Raw genomic sequence first — 18,374 nt, forward strand, 5'->3', positions numbered from 1 at the left:
GTATCAGCTTTTACAAAGTGCGTATTTGACGCTGCCATTTATTTTATGAATCACAAAACGTCGGAAAATGCTATATAGTAGTAAAAAACATGTTTTAATTCACCTTCAATATTCGCTCAGAGCGGGATACATATGAATGAACCTTATACAATAAGAAAAGAAACCTTGCCAATACTAAGGTTTCTTTTTAGTAAATATAAAATATGTTCTAGGAACTGTATGAACAAAGAATTTTCAGTGAATTACGATAAAATATGTAATGAGAAGGAGGCGATGAAGAATGGAACTAGCTTTTTCACTGACTAAGTTAGCTATGAGAGGACTGTTAAGTGTTATTTTTTACGTTCCAGAAGCTTTTTCTTTTGCAGCAAGAAAAATCTCGGGAAATTCAAAGAAGGTGCTATCTTAAACAATCGAAAAAAGCCATCTCTTTTATCACAAGAGATGGCTTTTTTTATCTATATTTATCTTATTTTACCTACATAAACTAAACTATTAGAACGATTGCCGTTCATAGTAACATATTCTACTTTTTTATATTCTACTTCTTCAAATTGATTCGTCCACTCTTTTATGCGCTTTTCACTATGATGACGCAAAATGGCTCCATCAGCTAATTCAAACACTCCATAGGTATGATATTTAGCCAAACCTTCTTCATAACGGTCTTTGTTTCTCTTATCATGATTGAGCAAAAAATCATTAATATATATGATGCCTCCTGGTTTCAGCACGCGTTTAATCTCGTTTAAAATAGCGTTCTGTTCCTCATCTTTATGCACACATGTTAAAACCGCAAAAAGTAAAACAGCATCTAAAGAATGATTAGGAAAAGGGAGCTTCCCACTTTGAATAACTTGAAAATCAATTTCCGAGTCGTTTGACTTAGCTCTCTTAATCATCTCTTCCGAAAAATCTACACCATGTAAATTTTTATAACCGTAACCTCTTAGTTCAGATAAGGTTCTTCCATAACCACAACCATAATCCAATATGACAGCATCACGGTCAACATGTGTGAGAAATAATTCAGGTTGAAAAGGCGTAGTAAATTCCTTTTTATTAGCTACTTCATTCCAATATTCGTCTTGTTTAATCATGTGTATGAGACAACTCCTTATTGATATATCAACTTTTATTGCATCATAGCATGTAAATGTATAAAATAATGTGAGATATCTCATATTTTTATAACAATAGGAGAAAAAATGAAATTTTTAAACGAGCCTATGCACAGTTACTATATCGAAAAGTATTCGATTCAATCACTTTTTTCCTTTCCGATTACTCCATTTATTCAAGTCTGCCAATTTGAACGTGGTGAGTTTATTTACAAGGAAGGTTCCTACCCTCAATATATTTATTATCTTGTTGAAGGTAAGGCAAAACTCTATGTTACACACGAAAATGGAAAAGTGTCTTTGATTAATTTTTTACAGGCTCCAACATTCATGGGGGAAGTAGAGCTATTAAATTCGCAACGATATTCTAAAGCTATCCAAACTGTCACAAAAACCATTTGTTTGGCTATTCCGATTAATGCCTGTAAAAATAAGCTCTTAACAGATGTTACATTTCTCAGGCATTTATGCAGTTTTTTAAGTGAGAAAGCAACTAGAACTTCAGCAAAGTATACCCAAAATCAGGCATATCCGCTTGAGAACCGCCTCGCTGCTTTTATAATGTTGTCGGCTGATGGTAACTTTTATAAAGAGAAACATACTGAAGTATGCGAGTACTTGGGCGTATCATATCGTCATCTGCTCCATGTACTAGCACAACTATGTAAAACAGATATTATTGAAAAGCAGTCACCAGGCTACATCATTCGAGACAGAGAACGTCTTGAAAAACTAGCGAAATTAAATTAAAGATACTCATAATAACCTTACATTTTTAGTTGCCATAATGGATGTTCTAGGAACCTAAAGAGCTAAATATTACAATTTTTAAAGCCCATTAAATAAAAGAGTGCCATCAAAAAATACTGCCTAATTAGGCAGTATTTTTATCTTTTTATGAGAAATGACGATTAAAGGTATCTTCAACTTTATTTAACATACCTTTATATCCTTCTTCATCAAGGTATCCAATACTTCCAAACAGTAAGTGTTCTACAGTCTCAATTCCAGTGAAATCAAATATTCCAATGTCAGATGTTATTTTCAGACCAGCTGTCATTCCAATCTCATCGTAAACTTCATTAGGAGTACCATGAGTATTAATGATCAAGCCTTTTTTACCTTTCAAAAGCTTAATGATTCCTTCTTCACCAGGAGCATAAGCAAACCCGTATGCAAATACTCGATCTACATATCCTTTAAGAATGGCTGGAAGACCTGTCCACCAAATAGGATAAATAAATGTTATAGCGTCTGCTTCAGAGATAAATTCTTGTTCTGTTTTAATATCATTAGGAGTTTGTCCTGCTTTCATAGCTTCAGTATCTTCTGGTTTCAATACAGGTTGAAAATCCAATGCATATAAATCACGTACAACAACTTCGTGACCGTTTTTCTTTAATGTATTAACTGTTGTATCCAAGATTGCATGGTTTAAGCTTTCTGGATTTGGATGTGCATAAACAATAAGGTGTTTCATTTCAAATAACCTCCAAGTATTTATTTACTTTCATTTGATTATTAGGGGTAATCTAATATTATAGTCTTAGACGTTTTTTTAAAAGTAGTCATTTTTTTATAACATAGTCACAAAAATAGAACCATAAAGAAGGAGAGGTATTGATTATGGCACGAAGTTGGTTCACCCAACCTCCAGAAGAGCATAAAGAAGTTTGTCCAGTTACACAAACTCAAGACATAATTGCAGGAAAATGGAAAATCATCATTTTATGGCATTTAAGCACAAAAACCAGGAGATTTAATGAACTTCAAAGGCTGCTACCTAATATTTCAAAAGGAATGCTAACACGTCAGCTAAGAGAATTAGAAGAAGACCAAATGGTACACAGAGAAGTATATAAAGAAGTTCCTCCAAAAGTAGAATACTCTTTAACACCCTTAGGTAAAAGTTCCCTTCCTATCCTGCATAGTATGGGTGAATGGAGCAAAAAATATTTAAAGAGTAAATAAAATAATAATTACTTTAAAACATTGTCATAGATTTAAATATTTTATCCGTAAAAGTATACTTTTACGGACGATGTATTTGATTCTGTTTCAAAACGTTAAAGGAATAAAGTCAAGGGTTTCCTTTTAATTCTTCTTGTCTTAATTTTTCTCTTCTTCTTTCAGGTTCTTATACAACTAAAGGGGCAGTTTGATTGAGTAAGGGATCAGATGTTTTTTCTACTTGCTATTTCTTGTTTATTTGGTATGAGTGCATCTGTAGAAGAGTTTGATCCATTAATTGAAACAGTGGGAGAAGACAATCCTGAAGAAACTAAACGAATAGAAGAAATGTTTGGCGGTACCCCTAAGTGAAAGTTAATGGATAATATTGTGATATGTAGCAGATTTTTTAGAAATTATTGGTTAGTTATAATTCTTTACTAATCGTTCTAAATAAGGTATTATTTAATCATGGTTTGAAATTCATATGTTTATTTTAGAACGTTCATTCTATAATAGATTGTGACGTTTGTATTTGTTAGTATCAATTCATGGATTCTTTTAAGGAGAAATAAAATGGCTAGAAGTAAAGAGTTTGATGAAAAAGCAGTATTAAGAAAAGCAATGGAGCTTTTCTGGGAACAGGGTTATGAAAAAACATCCATGCAAGACTTGGTGGATCATATGGGAATACACCGCAGAAGTATATACGACACATTTGGTGACAAACGTTCATTGTTTTTAGCTTCCCTTAATCTCTATGAAGAGCTCATCGTCAATGAGATGGAAAGCATAATTATGAACACTTCATCTATTAAACAGACGATACGTGAGGTTTTTATTTTCATACTTAATGCCATTGAACAATACCCAAAAGGTTGCCTATCAGTAAATGCAGCCGTTGAATTATCTTTGTTGGACAAAGAAGTTGGATGCATAGTTACAAAAATGTTTAACCGTACTGAAGATATGTTTAATAACCTTATAAAACAGGGCCAAACTAGTGGAGAGCTATCAAAAGAAATCGATTCCCATAATACATCTCGTTTCTTACACAACAATTTGGTAGGGATAAGAGTACTAATAAAAACTAATTACAATAAAAAAGAATTAGAAGGCATCATTAATCTAGCACTTTCAGTGCTGGACTAGCTTTCTTTTTTTACCTTTTTTAGAACGGTCATTCTAAAATTATTATGAAACAAACCATCATAATGCATACTGATAAAATTTCTTTTTAATTTCTAAGGAGGAACACAAAAATGACAAACTTTAAAATACCAACAGAATCAGAATTTATTGAAGCAGATGGAATTCGTTACGCATATAGAAAATTTGGTACACAAGATGGTATACCAGTAGTATTTCTTGTTCATTTTAGAGGAACGATGGAAAACTGGGATCCAAACATGCTTGAACCTATTGCAAATACACGCCCGGTAATCTTATTTGACAATAAAGGGGTTGGTGAGACCGATGGGCAAACACCTACTACGATAGCTGAAATGGCACAGGATGCAGGAACATTTATTAAAGCACTAGGATTAACTCAAGTCGATATTCTTGGTTTTTCAATTGGCGGAATGGTTGCACAAGAATTAGCGTTACAAGAAGGCAATTTGGTTAGACGAATCATCATGGCAGGTACTTCACCTGAATCTGGCATTAATCCAAATCCAGAGATTTTTGAAAGAATGAATCGTCACGGCGTCACAGAAGAAGATGGAATAAATGATTTTATGTTCTTTTTCTACGAGCAAACCGAAACAAGTAAATCTGCAGGAATGGCTTCACTACAAAGAATTTTTAATCAGAAAAAAGTAAACAGTTCAGAACAAGTAAAAGAGGCACAATTACAAGCCATTGCAAAATGGGCTAAACAAAAATCTAATCATGATTATGAATGGTTACAAAATATCAAACACCCTGTACTTGTTACTAATGGGGTTAATGATGTGATGGTTCCGACTAAAAACAGTTATATCTTAGCAGAGAAATTACCCAAAGCACAGCTGATTATATATCCTGATTCTGGTCACGGCCATCTATTCCAATTTCCAGAACTATTTGCAGAAAACGTAAATTCATTTCTTGATTCTAACTCTTACTAAAAAGGAGTATTCAGATGAGCAGATTATTTGAAAAATCGTATACGAAAATTAGTTGGAATGGTTATTTATCCAAATGAGAAACAGCCAAAAGGATGTTTAATAGTAAACAAAGCAGTTGAATTATCGTTACTCAATCAAGAAGTAGATGAAAAAGTTACGGAGACTTTTATAAAGACCGAAACCTTATTATTTGATCTACTGAAACGTGGTCAAGAACCAGGAGAAATTCCTAAACACTATGATATCAAAGAACTTTCTAAATTTATTCATAATTCCCTAGTCGGAATACGAGTATTAGCAAAAACAACAGATGATAAGAAAGAATTAGAAACCATTATTGATTTGACTTTGTCAATATTGGACTAAGACATACCTTGTTATTTAAATAAACCAATTAACACCAATTTGAATATATTTTTAAGGAGAGAATGAATATGAAGTACACAGTTATTACAGGAGCAAGCTCAGGTATAGGATATGAAACTGCCCTGGAATTTGCTGCTCGTGGCAAAAACTTAATTATTGTAGCTAGAAGATTAGATAAATTAGAAGGGCTTAAATCAGCCATTCAGAATATAAATCCTGATTTGGATGTTATTATTCGTACAAGTGATTTATCTGTCAGAGATCAGGTATATACACTGTACAACAGTTTAAAGGAGTATCAAATTGAGACGTGGATTAATAATGCTGGGATTGGTGAATCCTCTTCTGTAACAGACCAGAATTTAGATAAGGTAGAAACCATGTTACATCTTAATATAGAGTCATTGACAATCCTTTCTACACTATTTGCGCGAGACTATTATCATATAGAGGGAACTCAATTAATTAACGTATCTTCAGCACTCGGATATGCAATTTATGTTGGTAGTATTACTTATTCTGCATCTAAATATTTTGTTAGTGCATTCACAGAAGGGCTTGCAAAAGAACTCGAACAGAAGGGTGCGAAAATGAAGGTGAAGATTTTAGCACCAGCAATGACAGAAACAGAATTCGCGAAATCTGCAAGCGATATGAAAGAATTTGATTATGAAGCAAATGTCCCTATGTATCACACAGCTAAGCAAATGGCTGGTTTTATGATGGAACTTTATAACAACGATAAAGTCGTAGGTATCGTAGATGAAAGCTACAATTTCAATTTAAGAGATCAAATCTATCCAATACTAGGCGTTTAATGCATCAACAAAGTTTAGATCTATATATAACTAAAAAACGAAAATAACCCGTTAAGGTTATAAACAGTTTCTTTACAGTATCGATTCAAAAAATTTAACCATTTAAGAATGAACGTTCTAAAAAACACAGTGCCAAATGGATAAAAAAGATAATGTTGTAAGTATTTAAGGTTTAGGTGGTGGGTTGATCCTAAAATAAGGTTTCCTCCACCTAAACGATTGGAATAATATAAGATCTTTATAAAAAGAATTGTATTGAGGGCAAAAAAATGAAGTGGACAGTGAAAATAATAAAAATAAGGTAAAGAAACTTAATAAATGCAACTCAACGGAAGGGTGCTGATAAAAAGATGAAAACACTCATGAAAGCAGCTCAGATAACTAAGTACTCAAAAAATATCCATGCCCAAGTCAATGACATTCCAATCCCAGCAATCAATGACAATGAAGTCTTGGTAAAAGTCAAAGCTGCGGCGGTCAATCCGCTTGAAATGTTGATTATCACAGGTAGCGTAAAACTGATTCAGGATTATAAATTCCCATTAACGCTTGGTAATGAATTGACAGGAGTTATTGAAAAGGTTGGAAAAAACGTGACAGAATTTCAGGTAGGAGATGACATCTATACACGTCTCCCACTAGAAAAAATTGGTGCTTTTGCGGAATACGCCGCAATTGATGCTACCGCAATTGCACCAATGCCAAAAAACTTGTCCTATGTGGAAGCAGCAGCTGTACCATTGGCTGGACTCACAGCATATCAAGGTCTACATGAAGAACTTGAGGCACAGTTTGGTCAATCTGTTTTTATTCCAGGTGGATCGGGCAGCTTTGGTCAAATAGCTGTCCCAATAGCAAAGACAACGGGTCTAAATGTCATTGTTAGTGGAAACTCAGAAGCACGCAAACGCACGTTGGAAATGGGTGCAGACCAATATTTGGTTTATGCAACAGAAAACTATGTTGACTTGTTGTCGAATGTAGATTATGTAATTGATACACTGGGTCCTAAAGAATTTGACAATGAATTGAGTATCATCAAACCTGGCGGAAGATTGCTCTCTCTTCGTACAGGACCAAATAAACGTTTCGGAAAAGACAGAGATTTTCCATTTTGGAAACAAAAGCTGTTTTCCATTGCAGGCGCAAAGTATGACCACAAAGCCAAGAAACACGGCGTGGAATACCATTTTATCTTCGTTCGTTCTGACGGCGCACAACTCAAAGAGATTACCAAAATCATTGAAGAGAACAACATTGTTCCACCAATTCATCCAACACTATTTACCATAGACAATGTAAATGAAGCGCTAGAACTCGTCGCAAATGGACGGCCAAAAGGGAAAGTAATTATTAATTTTTAGGACTATACAGGAGGGGAAAACAACAATATGAAATTGGCAAATCGAACTATTTTAGTGACGGGCGGAACATCGGGTATAGGCTTGGCATTCGCGAAAAAGTTTCTTGAAATGGGGAACACGGTAATTGTCACTAGTCGATCCAAGCAAAACATTGACCAAGCAATCAAAGAAAACCCTAATTTAATCGGCATTGCTGCGGATGTCAGTCAAGTGAAGTCGGTTGACCAGTTGGTGCATCAAATCAAACAACAGTATTCAAAACTAGACGTTCTGTTTAACTCAGCTGGTATTATGCGCTACTATGATTTATTCGCTGAAGAAGTCACAGGGGGACAACTAACCGCAGAAATTGAGACGAACTTAAACGGCACAATCTATGTGACAAAAGCATTCCTTCCTCTTCTTGCTAAACAAGAAGAAGCCATGATTGTGAATGTCAGCTCCGTACTAGCAAATATTTCGGTTGCAAGTAGTCCAATTTATTCTGCAACAAAAGCTGGAATACACATGTACACAGATGCGCTACGTGAACAAATTCGAGCCAAAAATGAGAGGATTCATGTCATGGAACTCTGCCCCCCACTCATTTCTGAAACGAATTTAGAGGATAAAATGTCACATGACAAGTCAACCAAATTCATTGATTTGCCATTGGGCAGGCTTGTTGATGCTGGTATCAAAGGCATGGAAAAAAATAAAATTCGCTTGAATCCAGGTTTCAGTAAAATCATGCGTTTTATGAGCAAGATTGCACCAGATTTTGTGACTCATCAATGGGGCAAAACAATGATGAAAAGAATGAATAACGAGAATTAGTGTGGATAACAATTGCAAATAATACCGCTGTGTTTATTTTATCCTATATCTTCTTCAATAGTAGACAAATCGTAATATCATCTGTTGAGGTATTTAGAACATAAAGGTTTATGATATGTGAAACGAAATTAAAAATTATTATGCGCTATTTGTTATTATAGCCAACCTATACCCTTTTTTTATTGGACATTATACTGAACTTGTAAGACCAATTAAAAACGAGCTTTTAAATATCCTTATATTCCCCTCTTTTATTATTTGTTGCTCATCAATTTAATAAATGGTTTCAAAAGGAGTAGTCAATGTGAATTCTCCTCATAACTCAGTTTTAAAAAGATATTTAAAATTTATTTTCTATTTTAGTTTTGTGTTCTTCTTATACTTCTACTTCACATACAGTTTTCAACACTACCTGACTAAATATTTGTTTCTTAACTGTTTACTGACAGGGATCTCTTTTTTAATTCGAAATTCAAGGGGTTATACGGAAAAACTGTAAAAGCATCTATAAAGGAAAAAACTTATTAAAAGGACTTATGGATTCTTTTAATAAGTTTTTTTGGGTCTTAGTATTATCCCTGAATATATCTATACATTTGAAAATATTTTAAAAAATAGTTGAAATGCCCGGTACTAAGTATTACAATCTACATATACTAAGTATTACTTAATAGCTTAATTTTTAAAAGTATTAAGTAAAAATTGGCTTGGTACTAAGTAATACAGAATATAAGTCAAACGATATAGAGGAGGTTCTGAAGATCGAAAATTTAACTGAAATGCTGAAAGGTTCGCTAGAAGGCTGTGTGTTAGAAATTATCAGCCGCCATGAAACCTATGGCTATGAAATTACACGCCGTCTGAACGAGCTTGGATTTATCGAGGTCGTGGAAGGAACGGTCTACACTATTCTCGTAAGATTAGAAAAGAAAAAACTTGTGAATATAGAAAAAAAACCATCAGATATGGGCCCACCCCGCAAATTTTATTCGCTTAATGAGGCGGGCTACAAGGAGCTTGAGCTGTTTTGGAAGAGGTGGGATTTTGTATCATCAAAAATCAACGTCTTGAAGTCAAACTAGCTTCATAAGATAGACCGTCGGATAGTTTTAAAGCATCTTATGAAGTTTTATAAAAAGGAGGAAAAATGACATGCTGGAAATATTCAAAAAAATGATTGGTGATAAAAAAGAGTATAAAATGATGATGGCACGGGTTGAAGCCTTGCCAGAGGACTATCAGTTTGTATTTAAAAAAATTCAAAACTACATGTGGAATTTCTCATCGGGCAACGGAATGGATATGCTACACATGCAGTATGAATTAATTGATTTATTCGAAGCAGGTGCTGCAGAAGGTAGACAGGTGCTCGAAATTACTGGAGACGATGTGGCTTCCTTTGCTGACGAATTAGTGGCAAGTGCTAAAACTTATATGGTTAAGTATCGTGAAGATTTGAATCAGAGTATTAAGGAACGATTAGGAAAAAATAAATTTAATCAATAACATCGACTGAATAGCTAGTTGCAAGTATAGATTGTTGCTTTTGCTATTCAGTCATTTTTTAAACTTAGTACTAAGTAATACAGAATATAAGTCAGACTGAATAGTGAGGTATTAAAAATTTAGCTCTACGAGACGCTCAGCTTAGCTAAATCATGACAGTTCTAGCAAGCCAGCTTGTGGAGCTTTTAAAAGGAGGAAAAACGTATGAGAAATACAGTGATTTTTGTAAAAGAGTTAAAAAAGGCCTTTAAAGACAAAGAAGTATTAAAAGGGGTGAACGTTGAGGTGCAGCGCGGTGAAATTTTTGCACTGCTGGGCTCAAATGGAGCAGGGAAGACGACGACAGTTAACATTCTTTCAACACTGATGAAGGCTGATAGCGGCGAAGTAAGTATTTGCGGATTTGACGTCCAACGTCAACCGGCTGATGTCCGCCAGAACATCAGCCTAACGGGGCAGTTCGCAGCTTTAGACGGCATGCTCACTGGGAAGGAAAACCTGATAATGATCGCCAAATTGCGAGGGGTATCTAATCCTAATGAAGTAGCTGACAATCTCCTTGCAAGATTCAGCTTGACCGATGCAGCCAATCGCCGGGCGGATCAATATTCCGGTGGAATGAAGCGCCGTCTTGATATAGCTATGAGTCTGATTGGCGCCCCAGCCGTTATTTTTCTCGACGAACCGACGACCGGACTTGATCCGGAAGCCCGGATTGAAGTCTGGAACACCGTCAAAGAGCTTGCTGGCGGTGGTACGACCATCTTGCTCACGACTCAGTATCTGGAGGAAGCTGAACAACTGGCAGATCGGATAGCCATCCTACATGGCGGAAAAATCATCAAAACCGGTACCCTTACCGAACTTAAAGAGATGTTCCCCCCAGCAAAAGTGGAATATATTGAAAAACAGCCAACATTGGAGGAAATCTTCCTCGCGATCATCGGCAAAAAGGAGGAAATGTAAATGAAAAACAAAACAGGTGTATTACTAGGACGTTTGATGCGCACTATTATGCGCAGCCCGGATACAATTATTACGGTGGCGATTACGCCGATTATGATGATGCTACTGTTTGTCTACGTATTTGGGGGTGCCATAAATACAGGAACAGCCAACTACGTCAATTATTTATTACCAGGAATCTTGCTGATGGCTATCGCATCCGGCGTCGCTTACACTTCCGTGCGGCTATTTAATGATGTAAAAAGTGGACTGATGGCCCGTTTTATTACTATGCCTATTAAACGGTCTTCGGTATTATGGGCTCACGTGTTGACATCTTTTGTTTCCAATGCGCTTACTGTCGTAATAGTTATCCTCATCGCGCTCTTGATGGGTTTTCGCTCCAGCGCTGATATCCTAGATTGGTTCGCGGTAGCCGGGATACTCGGGCTGTTTACGCTAGCCCTGACATGGTTGGCCATTATTCCAGGACTGACAGCGAAATCTATGGAAGGAGCCACAGGCTACTCGTACCCACTAATCTTCCTACCTTTTATTAGTTCCGCCTTTGTTCCCACTGAAACGATGCCTAAAGCTGTTCGTGCATTCGCTGAAAACCAGCCCGTGACTTCAATCGTGAATACAATTCGTGCACTCTTGTATGAAGGATCAGTTGGCAACGATATCTGGAGTGCCCTTGCCTGGTGCCTAGGTATCATGGTCATCGCTTACTTTTTCGCTAGTAAAGAATTCAAACGCAAATTAGGGTGAATTTTATAAACTGAGCAAGCTATCCAAGGTATATGGAATCATCGAAATTTTAATGTAAAGTATTGATAGCATAAAACAGGGGTTACTTCTAGTTATCGTAATGTGAATTATCGGTAGAAATAAAGAAGACCTTGAACAAGGTCTTCTTTTACTCATCATCTTCCCATTCATTTTGTTGTTTTTTTCTTAACCGGTACACATAGTTCATGGGTATAAGGCCACCTACAAAATAATGCCTCCAAATAATACTCCATCACTCCAATTAAATCCTGAAGTCACAGATGTTAAATAGGCAGTAATTGAACCGATTACTAACAGGACGAATAAACTCAGCAAAAAAGATCGAAAAGGTCTTTTTATTTCTTTTTCGTGTTCTACGCTAATACTTAGAGGTAAATAGCTGTATACAACGCTAGATAGAATGAACACAACCCATAATGGATTTGTCTTCATCTTTTCTAATCCACCTTCTAAGAAATCATGACCAAGAATAAGTAAAACTCCAAGTGTTTGAACTATATATGTAATTTTAACATGCTGCAAATTTAAAAAGGTAAGCCTTTCATTAACTATCTTTTTCATTCAAAATAACTCCTTATCTATCCAAAATAATTCGTCCAATGTTTCTTCAACGACATAGCAAATTTGCAAGCAAAGCTTTAACGACGGGTTATATTGTCCTTTTTCTATGAGGCTAACAGTCTGTCTTGTAATACCAACCTTATCTGCAAGTTGCTGCTGAGTTAAATTCATTTTTACACGGGCCACTTTGACATTATTTTTTATAAATAATCCTCCATAGTTAAAATGAAACATATATATTCCTTTATGTAAAATATATATTGCATTATTCCTTGTTTATAAAGATTCGATTTCAAAGAGACCTTACACGTTTGTCAAAGAACAGTAAACATATTATTGTCGAGGGCACAGGGCATCTTCTTCATGTTGATCCATTCCAGGTCATAATTAATATTATTAAAGCTGCTTTGGAAGAAGTGAAAAAATAAGTTGGGTTAATATAATACCTGTTCCAGCAATTAAAACGGCCTTTAGATTAATAAATCTAATTTTTCAGTTTCTGTCATAAGTATTTTTGTTTGATTTGAAAAAATATTTTGAATTAATGATCGGTCTATGATAATATTTAAATCAGTAAATCATATATAAAATTTAAAATCACATATGTGATTTAGAGAGGGTTTCTTTATGTCAGTAAAATCAGCAGAACGTGTATTAAGGGTATTTGAATTGATTGCTCAACATCCCGAGGGATTAACAGTAAAAGAGGTTAGTGACTTACTTTCGCTTCCGCAAAGCAGTACGTTTAATCTTGTGGGAACACTTCACAATGAAGGGTATTTGAATCAGGACTCATTAAAGAGGTATAAGCTAGGGCCAAAGCTAATTCAAATTGGAACAGCGGCTATGGAATCATTGGATATTTCTTCTGAGGGAAAACCGTATTTAAAGAAACTGATGGAGGATGTTCAGGAAACTGTGTTTATGGCCTTGCTGTCAGATGGAGAGTTGGTCTATGTTGTTAAGATTGATAATAATCGCTCTATTAGAACAACAGCTCAGCCTGGTAACCGAAAGCCGCTTTATTGTACAGGATTAGGAAAAACCTTTTTAGCTTTTCTTTCTAAAGATCAGCGAGAGCAGCTGCTTGAACATACGGAGCTGCTGCCTATTACGGATTATACAATTATAGATAAAAAAGTTCTTAATGATAATCTAGACTCTTTTATTCAAATGGGCTATGCAATTGATGATGAAGAAAATGAGGAAGGCTTATTTTGCCTTGCTGCACCTGTATTTGGAGCGAAGGGAAGCATTCAAGCTGCTATTAGTGTAGCTGGTCCTAAGGAAAGAATGCTGAAGCATAAGGAGTTTATTGTAGAAAGGCTGCTTCAAACAGCAACTAACATATCTTTTATTGCTGGATATGAAGAGGCGAAGAGATAAATGAAAAGAGGGGTAAAATGGATGTGATAAGCATGGGGGAAACAATGATTCTGTTTACCCCACACTCGAATGGAAAGATGCGATATGCTAAAGATTTTTCTTCGAAAATTGCTGGGGCAGAAAGCAATACGTTAATTGCCCTGTCAAAACTCGGTTATCAAACGGGATGGGTTAGCCGATTAGGAAAAGATGAGTTAGGAGAGCGAATTCTTTCAAGTATTAAAGGAGAAGGAATAGATGTAAGACATGTGATATTTGATGATAATGCTCCTACAGGTCTTTTTTTAAAGCAAAAGACAAATGAAATGAACAGTAAAGTCTTTTATTACAGACAAGGTTCAGCAGCAAGCTTTATGAATCCGCATGATATGAATGAAGAGTATATCTCTTCTGCCAAATACTTATACGTGACAGGAATAACACCTGCGCTGAGCGACTCCTGCCACGAAGCTGTTTTTCAAGCGATAAAAGCTGCTAAAAAAAATGGTGTAAAAATAGTGTTTGATCCAAATTTACGCAAGACACTTTGGGATGAAGAAACTGCGCGTCAAACACTCATTAAAATGGCTACATATGCAGATATTATTTTACCAGGAGTGAATGAAGGTAAGTTTTTATTTGAGAAGGATAACCCTGAAGACATTGCATCAGCGTTTCATCAACTAGGTGCAGAGCTAGTCGTTATTAAGCTGGGTGAGGAAGGAGCGTATTACTCAACTAAAAATGAATCCGCTTACGTAGAAGGCTTTAAAGTTGCTAGAGTGATAGATCCAGTAGGAGCTGGTGATGGGTTCGCTGCTGGGATACTATCAGGATTAATAGATAAATCTTCTTTAAAAGAAACGGTTAAAAGAGGGTGTGCTATAGGAGCTATGGTTGTAACCGTAGAGGGTGATATTGAAGGCTTGCCTGATAAGAAAGAGCTTTACGAATTTATGAATGCGATTACAAGAGAAGACGTTATACGATAAAAGAAAGGGGCTTACCCATGACGGATAGTTTATCACATTTATTAGAGCATAAAATCGTTGCGATTATTAGAGGAGCTAAACCTCAGGACGTAGTGAAAATTGCCTCTGCACTTAATGACGGCGGTGTAAAAAATATAGAGATTACTCTCAATTCGCCGGACGCACTTTCAGCCATTAAAGAGGTTTCTACAGAGCTCGGTGATCAAGTGTTAGTAGGAGCAGGTACAGTGCTTGATCCTGAAACAGCACGTTCAGCTATTTTAGCAGGAGCAAAGTTTATCCTTTCTCCAACGGTTAATATTGAAACTATTAAACTAACGAAAAGATACGGTGCGGTGAGTATTCCAGGTGCTTTTTCACCTACTGAAATTTTAACGGCATATGAAAATGGCGGAGATATTATAAAAGTATTTCCTGCTAGGCTGGGGGCTAGCTATATTAAAGATATTCGAGGGCCGCTTCCCCATATTCCGCTTCTACCAACAGGAGGAGTGAGCTTAGATAATATTCAAGAATTTGAAGAAGCAGGTGCTGTAGGGTTTGGTATTGGAAGTTCTTTAGTAGATACAAAACGTGAAATTACCCATGCATATCTGCAGGAGCTAACACAAAAGGCTAAAGCATACGTAGCCGCAGTGAATCGTATAACGAAAGGGGAAAAAGTACATGAAAATTACTAATTATGAATTGTTTCAAGTGCCGCCACGCTGGTTATTTTTAAAGATAGAAACAGACGAAGGAATTGTTGGATGGGGAGAACCTGTTATTGAAGGAAGAGCCTCTACCGTTAAAGCTGCAGTAGACGAGCTGATGGAGTATCTTATTGGCAAAGACCCATTAAATATTGAAGATCATTGGAACGTTATGTACCGAGGCGGTTTCTACCGAGGCGGACCTATTTTAATGAGTGCCATCTCAGGGATTGACCAAGCTCTGTGGGACATAAAAGGAAAATATTACGATGCTCCTGTACATCAACTATTAGGCGGAAAAGCAAGAGAATCTATTAAAGTGTATTCGTGGATCGGAGGAGACCGGCCTTCAGATGTAGGCGAAGCAGCAAGAGAAGTTGTCTCAAAAGGATTTACAGCAGTAAAAATGAATGGAACAGAAGAGCTTCAGTATGTGGATTCGTATGAAAAAATTGATCAAGTAGTAGAACGCATTGCTGCTGTCAGAGAAGCAGTGGGGCCTTATGTAGGAATAGGTATTGATTTTCACGGACGAGTACATAAGCCAATGGCAAAAATTTTAGCTAAAGAATTAGAGGTCTATCGTCCAATGTTTATCGAGGAGCCGGTTTTGCCGGAAAACAATGAGGCATTAAGAGAAATCGCCAATCACGTATCCATTCCTATTGCGACAGGGGAAAGAATGTTTTCAAAATGGGAGTTTAAAAAGCTCTTAACGGACGGATACGTGGATATCATTCAGCCGGATTTATCACATGCAGGGGGAATTACAGAATGTAAGAAAATTATTTCAATGGCTGAAGCCTTTGATGTAGCAGCTGCGCCTCATTGCCCGTTAGGACCAATCGCATTAGCCGCTTGTCTTCAAGTAGATGCAACGTGTCACAATGCATTTATTCAAGAGCAAAGCTTAGGCATTCACTATAACCAAGGCAGTGATTTGCTAGATTATATTGTTGATAACCACGTATTTAAATATGAAGAAGGCTTTGTGAAAATTCCTGATGGACCTGGTTTAGGTATTGAGATTAATGAAGACCATGTTAGAAAAATGGCTGATATCGGTCATAATTGGCGTAATCCAGTATGGCGTCATAAAGATGGTTCTGTAGCGGAATGGTAAAGGGGAAACCATTTTAGTACAAAAGATCTGATTGACAAATGACCGTCAGTCAGATCTTCTTTTCAAATTAGTCATATACAGGGGGATAAGGGAATGAAGGGGTATAGCGAAAAGCCGACTCGTGTTAGATTTCGTGTTTTAGCATTTATTTTCATAAGCGTTGTCATTAACTATATGGATCGAAGTAATATTTCTGTAGCTGCCACAGCCATGTCCAAAGATTTAAAGCTATCATCAGTAGAACTGGGTCTCATATTTTCAGCCTTTGGATGGGCTTATGCCGCTTTACAAATACCAGGAGGGGTAATGGCTGACCGTTTTGGTGCTCGTGCTACGTATGCCTTTAGCTTAATTACCTGGTCTATTGTTACGCTTTTACAAGGGTTTACTAAGGGATTTGTGAGTCTATTTGGTCTGCGTTTAGCGACAGGAGCATTTGAAGCACCGGCTTTTCCTACTAACAATAAAGTAGTCACTAGCTGGTTTCCAAATCAGGAAAGAGCATCAGCTATTGCTTTTTATACTTCAGGACAGTTTGCAGGGCTAGCATTTTTAACACCTACATTGGTGACCATTCAGCACTTTTTAGGGTGGAGAGGTCTGTTTATTACTACAGGGATTATTGGTATAGCATGGGGCATTATGTGGTACATTTTTTATCGTGATCCTTCCCAGCATAACAAAGTAAATAAAGCAGAGTTACAGCATATCGAAGAAGGTGGAGGCTTAGTTAAAGCTGCGGATAAGAAAGGAGAAAGAGCCAAATTCGAATGGGGAAATCTTAAAGAAGCTTTTTCTCACCGAAAGCTATGGGGCATCTACTTAGGCCAGTTTGCCGTAAACTCTACTTTATGGTTCTTTCTTACCTGGTTTCCAACGTACCTTGTGGAATATAGAGGGTTAGATTTCTTAAAATCAGGATTCCTAGCATCAGCTCCGTTTTTAGCAGCGTTTGTAGGGGTATTACTATCTGGATTTGTATCTGACGCCTTAGTGAAAAAAGGAGTATCTTTAGGTATTGCAAGAAAAACACCTATTATCGTAGGTCTGCTTTTATCAACTTCAATCATCGGAGCCAATTATGTAAATAGCACATCTCTCATTATCATGTTTATGGCTATTGCGTTCTTTGGAAATGGCCTAGCTTCTATTACGTGGGTCTTTGTCTCAACGCTAGCGCCTAAACACTTAGTCGGTTTAACAGGCGGAGTCTTTAACTTTATCGGAGGTCTAGCTTCTATCATCGTTCCAATTGTTATTGGTTTCTTAGCAAAAGGAGGAAACTTTGCTCCAGCGCTAGTATTCATAGCGGCATTGGCTCTTTTAGGAGCACTTTCTTATATCTTCCTTGTAGGAAAAGTGGAAAGAATTAAAGTGGTTAAAGATGAAGAATTGAATCGAGATATTGTGTAAGGTTGTTTATAGTTTTATAGGAATCATACATCTAAATTTATTTGTAGCGGGATTAAAAGAGAATTTGTAAAAATCCCATTAAAGAAAGAGCATAAATTTTGTTGGAGACCAACAGGTTTATGCTTTTTTGTTACCTATAAAGAAGAACTTCAGTCCGTACAAGAATAAGATCATTAGATTAGGTAGTAGTGATATTCATGAATACAAAAAACATGATAAAATATACAAAGTTTCTACCTTTTATTAACAATAGTCAAAGAATAATAAGTAGAAAAGAATTAGTAGAGAGTTGAAGGTGCATGTATGAAAAAGGTTTTAACAACTTCTACTGTATTATTGCTAGCATTGTCAGCTGGCAGTAGTAATCAAAACAAGTAAATAAGAGCAGACCCTTCATTATAGTAAAGTCTGTTTTTTCTTTCTCTAAAAAGGGCCAGTG

At 36.3% G+C, this 18,374-nt stretch carries 23 protein-coding genes; 19 read left to right on the forward strand and 4 right to left on the reverse strand.

Annotation, left to right across the window (positions count from 1 at the left end; translation table 11 throughout):
• Nucleotides 1–280: 280 nt before the first annotated feature.
• Nucleotides 281–409: a hypothetical protein gene (locus AC4NPH_RS17400; RefSeq protein WP_255286348.1), complete on the forward strand. Its 129-nt coding sequence runs from the start codon at nucleotides 281–283 to the stop codon at nucleotides 407–409.
• A 55-nt stretch (nucleotides 410–464) separates the two neighbouring features.
• On the opposite strand, the gene AC4NPH_RS17405 is transcribed toward AC4NPH_RS17400, so the two are convergent.
• Nucleotides 465–1,100 carry a class I SAM-dependent methyltransferase gene (locus AC4NPH_RS17405; protein ID WP_098314732.1) on the reverse strand — a complete coding sequence of 212 codons (636 nt, stop codon included), beginning with the start codon at nucleotides 1,098–1,100 and terminating at the stop codon, nucleotides 465–467.
• A gap of 108 nt (nucleotides 1,101–1,208) precedes the next feature.
• Between AC4NPH_RS17405 and yeiL the strand changes: the two genes are divergently transcribed.
• Entirely contained in the window at nucleotides 1,209–1,871 is a 663-nt protein-coding gene (gene yeiL / locus AC4NPH_RS17410) for a transcriptional regulator YeiL (RefSeq protein ID WP_029323452.1), read from the forward strand.
• Nucleotides 1,872–2,016: 145 nt separating this feature from the next.
• Here the strand turns inward: yeiL and AC4NPH_RS17415 are convergent, their stop codons facing one another.
• Nucleotides 2,017–2,601: an NAD(P)H-dependent oxidoreductase gene (locus AC4NPH_RS17415; protein WP_013058344.1), complete on the reverse strand. Its 585-nt coding sequence runs from the start codon at nucleotides 2,599–2,601 to the stop codon at nucleotides 2,017–2,019.
• Nucleotides 2,602–2,747: 146 nt separating this feature from the next.
• Here AC4NPH_RS17415 and AC4NPH_RS17420 point away from each other — a divergent pair, with 146 nt between their 5' ends.
• From AC4NPH_RS17420 to AC4NPH_RS17475, 12 genes are all read left to right on the forward strand, one after another.
• Nucleotides 2,748–3,092 (forward strand): winged helix-turn-helix transcriptional regulator, encoded by a 345-nt coding sequence (locus AC4NPH_RS17420; protein ID WP_335482700.1) that lies wholly within the window; start codon nucleotides 2,748–2,750, stop codon nucleotides 3,090–3,092.
• A 207-nt stretch (nucleotides 3,093–3,299) separates the two neighbouring features.
• Complete coding sequence (locus AC4NPH_RS17425; RefSeq protein WP_155660623.1) at nucleotides 3,300–3,443, forward strand: hypothetical protein; 144 nt, start codon at nucleotides 3,300–3,302, stop codon at nucleotides 3,441–3,443.
• A 204-nt stretch (nucleotides 3,444–3,647) separates the two neighbouring features.
• The gene (locus tag AC4NPH_RS17430) at nucleotides 3,648–4,223 is read left to right on the forward strand and encodes a TetR/AcrR family transcriptional regulator (protein WP_013058342.1); all 576 of its coding nucleotides are present in this window, start codon (nucleotides 3,648–3,650) and stop codon (nucleotides 4,221–4,223) included.
• A gap of 110 nt (nucleotides 4,224–4,333) precedes the next feature.
• Nucleotides 4,334–5,182 carry an alpha/beta fold hydrolase gene (locus AC4NPH_RS17435; RefSeq protein ID WP_013058341.1) on the forward strand — a complete coding sequence of 283 codons (849 nt, stop codon included), beginning with the start codon at nucleotides 4,334–4,336 and terminating at the stop codon, nucleotides 5,180–5,182.
• 27 nt (nucleotides 5,183–5,209) lie between these two features.
• Nucleotides 5,210–5,548, forward strand: coding sequence for a TetR family transcriptional regulator C-terminal domain-containing protein (locus tag AC4NPH_RS17440; protein WP_279823760.1), 339 nt, complete (start codon nucleotides 5,210–5,212; stop codon nucleotides 5,546–5,548).
• Nucleotides 5,549–5,616: 68 nt separating this feature from the next.
• The gene (locus AC4NPH_RS17445; RefSeq protein WP_013058339.1) at nucleotides 5,617–6,366 is read left to right on the forward strand and encodes an SDR family NAD(P)-dependent oxidoreductase; all 750 of its coding nucleotides are present in this window, start codon (nucleotides 5,617–5,619) and stop codon (nucleotides 6,364–6,366) included.
• 350 nt (nucleotides 6,367–6,716) lie between these two features.
• A complete protein-coding gene (locus AC4NPH_RS17450) occupies nucleotides 6,717–7,730 on the forward strand; it encodes an NADP-dependent oxidoreductase (protein ID WP_013058338.1) in 1,014 nt (337 codons plus the stop codon).
• A 27-nt stretch (nucleotides 7,731–7,757) separates the two neighbouring features.
• The gene (locus AC4NPH_RS17455) at nucleotides 7,758–8,546 is read left to right on the forward strand and encodes an SDR family oxidoreductase (RefSeq protein WP_013058337.1); all 789 of its coding nucleotides are present in this window, start codon (nucleotides 7,758–7,760) and stop codon (nucleotides 8,544–8,546) included.
• Between the two features lie 761 nt (nucleotides 8,547–9,307).
• The gene (locus AC4NPH_RS17460) at nucleotides 9,308–9,628 is read left to right on the forward strand and encodes a PadR family transcriptional regulator (protein ID WP_028414817.1); all 321 of its coding nucleotides are present in this window, start codon (nucleotides 9,308–9,310) and stop codon (nucleotides 9,626–9,628) included.
• 70 nt (nucleotides 9,629–9,698) lie between these two features.
• Complete coding sequence (locus AC4NPH_RS17465; RefSeq protein ID WP_098314729.1) at nucleotides 9,699–10,052, forward strand: DUF1048 domain-containing protein; 354 nt, start codon at nucleotides 9,699–9,701, stop codon at nucleotides 10,050–10,052.
• A gap of 204 nt (nucleotides 10,053–10,256) precedes the next feature.
• A complete protein-coding gene (locus AC4NPH_RS17470) occupies nucleotides 10,257–11,018 on the forward strand; it encodes an ABC transporter ATP-binding protein (protein WP_029323440.1) in 762 nt (253 codons plus the stop codon).
• Nucleotides 11,019–11,768, forward strand: a complete 750-nt coding sequence (locus AC4NPH_RS17475; protein ID WP_064471970.1) for an ABC transporter permease — start codon at nucleotides 11,019–11,021, stop codon at nucleotides 11,766–11,768. It begins immediately after the preceding gene.
• Nucleotides 11,769–11,990: 222 nt separating this feature from the next.
• Here the strand turns inward: AC4NPH_RS17475 and AC4NPH_RS17480 are convergent, their stop codons facing one another.
• Nucleotides 11,991–12,350: a hypothetical protein gene (locus AC4NPH_RS17480; RefSeq protein ID WP_335482465.1), complete on the reverse strand. Its 360-nt coding sequence runs from the start codon at nucleotides 12,348–12,350 to the stop codon at nucleotides 11,991–11,993.
• A complete protein-coding gene (locus tag AC4NPH_RS17485; RefSeq protein WP_216890807.1) occupies nucleotides 12,351–12,554 on the reverse strand; it encodes a helix-turn-helix transcriptional regulator in 204 nt (67 codons plus the stop codon).
• A gap of 423 nt (nucleotides 12,555–12,977) precedes the next feature.
• Between AC4NPH_RS17485 and AC4NPH_RS17490 the strand changes: the two genes are divergently transcribed.
• The 5 genes from AC4NPH_RS17490 to AC4NPH_RS17510 all read left to right on the forward strand — a co-directional run bounded on the left by AC4NPH_RS17490 (nucleotide 12,978) and on the right by AC4NPH_RS17510 (nucleotide 17,935).
• On the forward strand, nucleotides 12,978–13,736 hold the full coding sequence (locus AC4NPH_RS17490) for an IclR family transcriptional regulator (RefSeq protein WP_335482463.1): 759 nt from the start codon (nucleotides 12,978–12,980) through the stop codon (nucleotides 13,734–13,736).
• Nucleotides 13,737–13,753: 17 nt separating this feature from the next.
• Entirely contained in the window at nucleotides 13,754–14,707 is a 954-nt protein-coding gene (locus AC4NPH_RS17495; protein ID WP_098563323.1) for a sugar kinase, read from the forward strand.
• 17 nt (nucleotides 14,708–14,724) lie between these two features.
• On the forward strand, nucleotides 14,725–15,387 hold the full coding sequence (locus AC4NPH_RS17500; protein ID WP_098112491.1) for a bifunctional 4-hydroxy-2-oxoglutarate aldolase/2-dehydro-3-deoxy-phosphogluconate aldolase: 663 nt from the start codon (nucleotides 14,725–14,727) through the stop codon (nucleotides 15,385–15,387).
• Nucleotides 15,374–16,522, forward strand: coding sequence for a galactonate dehydratase (gene dgoD / locus AC4NPH_RS17505; RefSeq protein WP_013058319.1), 1,149 nt, complete (start codon nucleotides 15,374–15,376; stop codon nucleotides 16,520–16,522). The genes AC4NPH_RS17500 and dgoD overlap by 14 nt, the downstream gene beginning before the upstream one ends.
• A 93-nt stretch (nucleotides 16,523–16,615) precedes the next feature.
• A complete protein-coding gene (locus AC4NPH_RS17510; protein WP_013058318.1) occupies nucleotides 16,616–17,935 on the forward strand; it encodes an MFS transporter in 1,320 nt (439 codons plus the stop codon).
• The last annotated feature ends 439 nt before the right edge of the window (nucleotides 17,936–18,374 follow it).

This window comes from Priestia sp. MDV22-iso46, assembly GCF_058629175.1.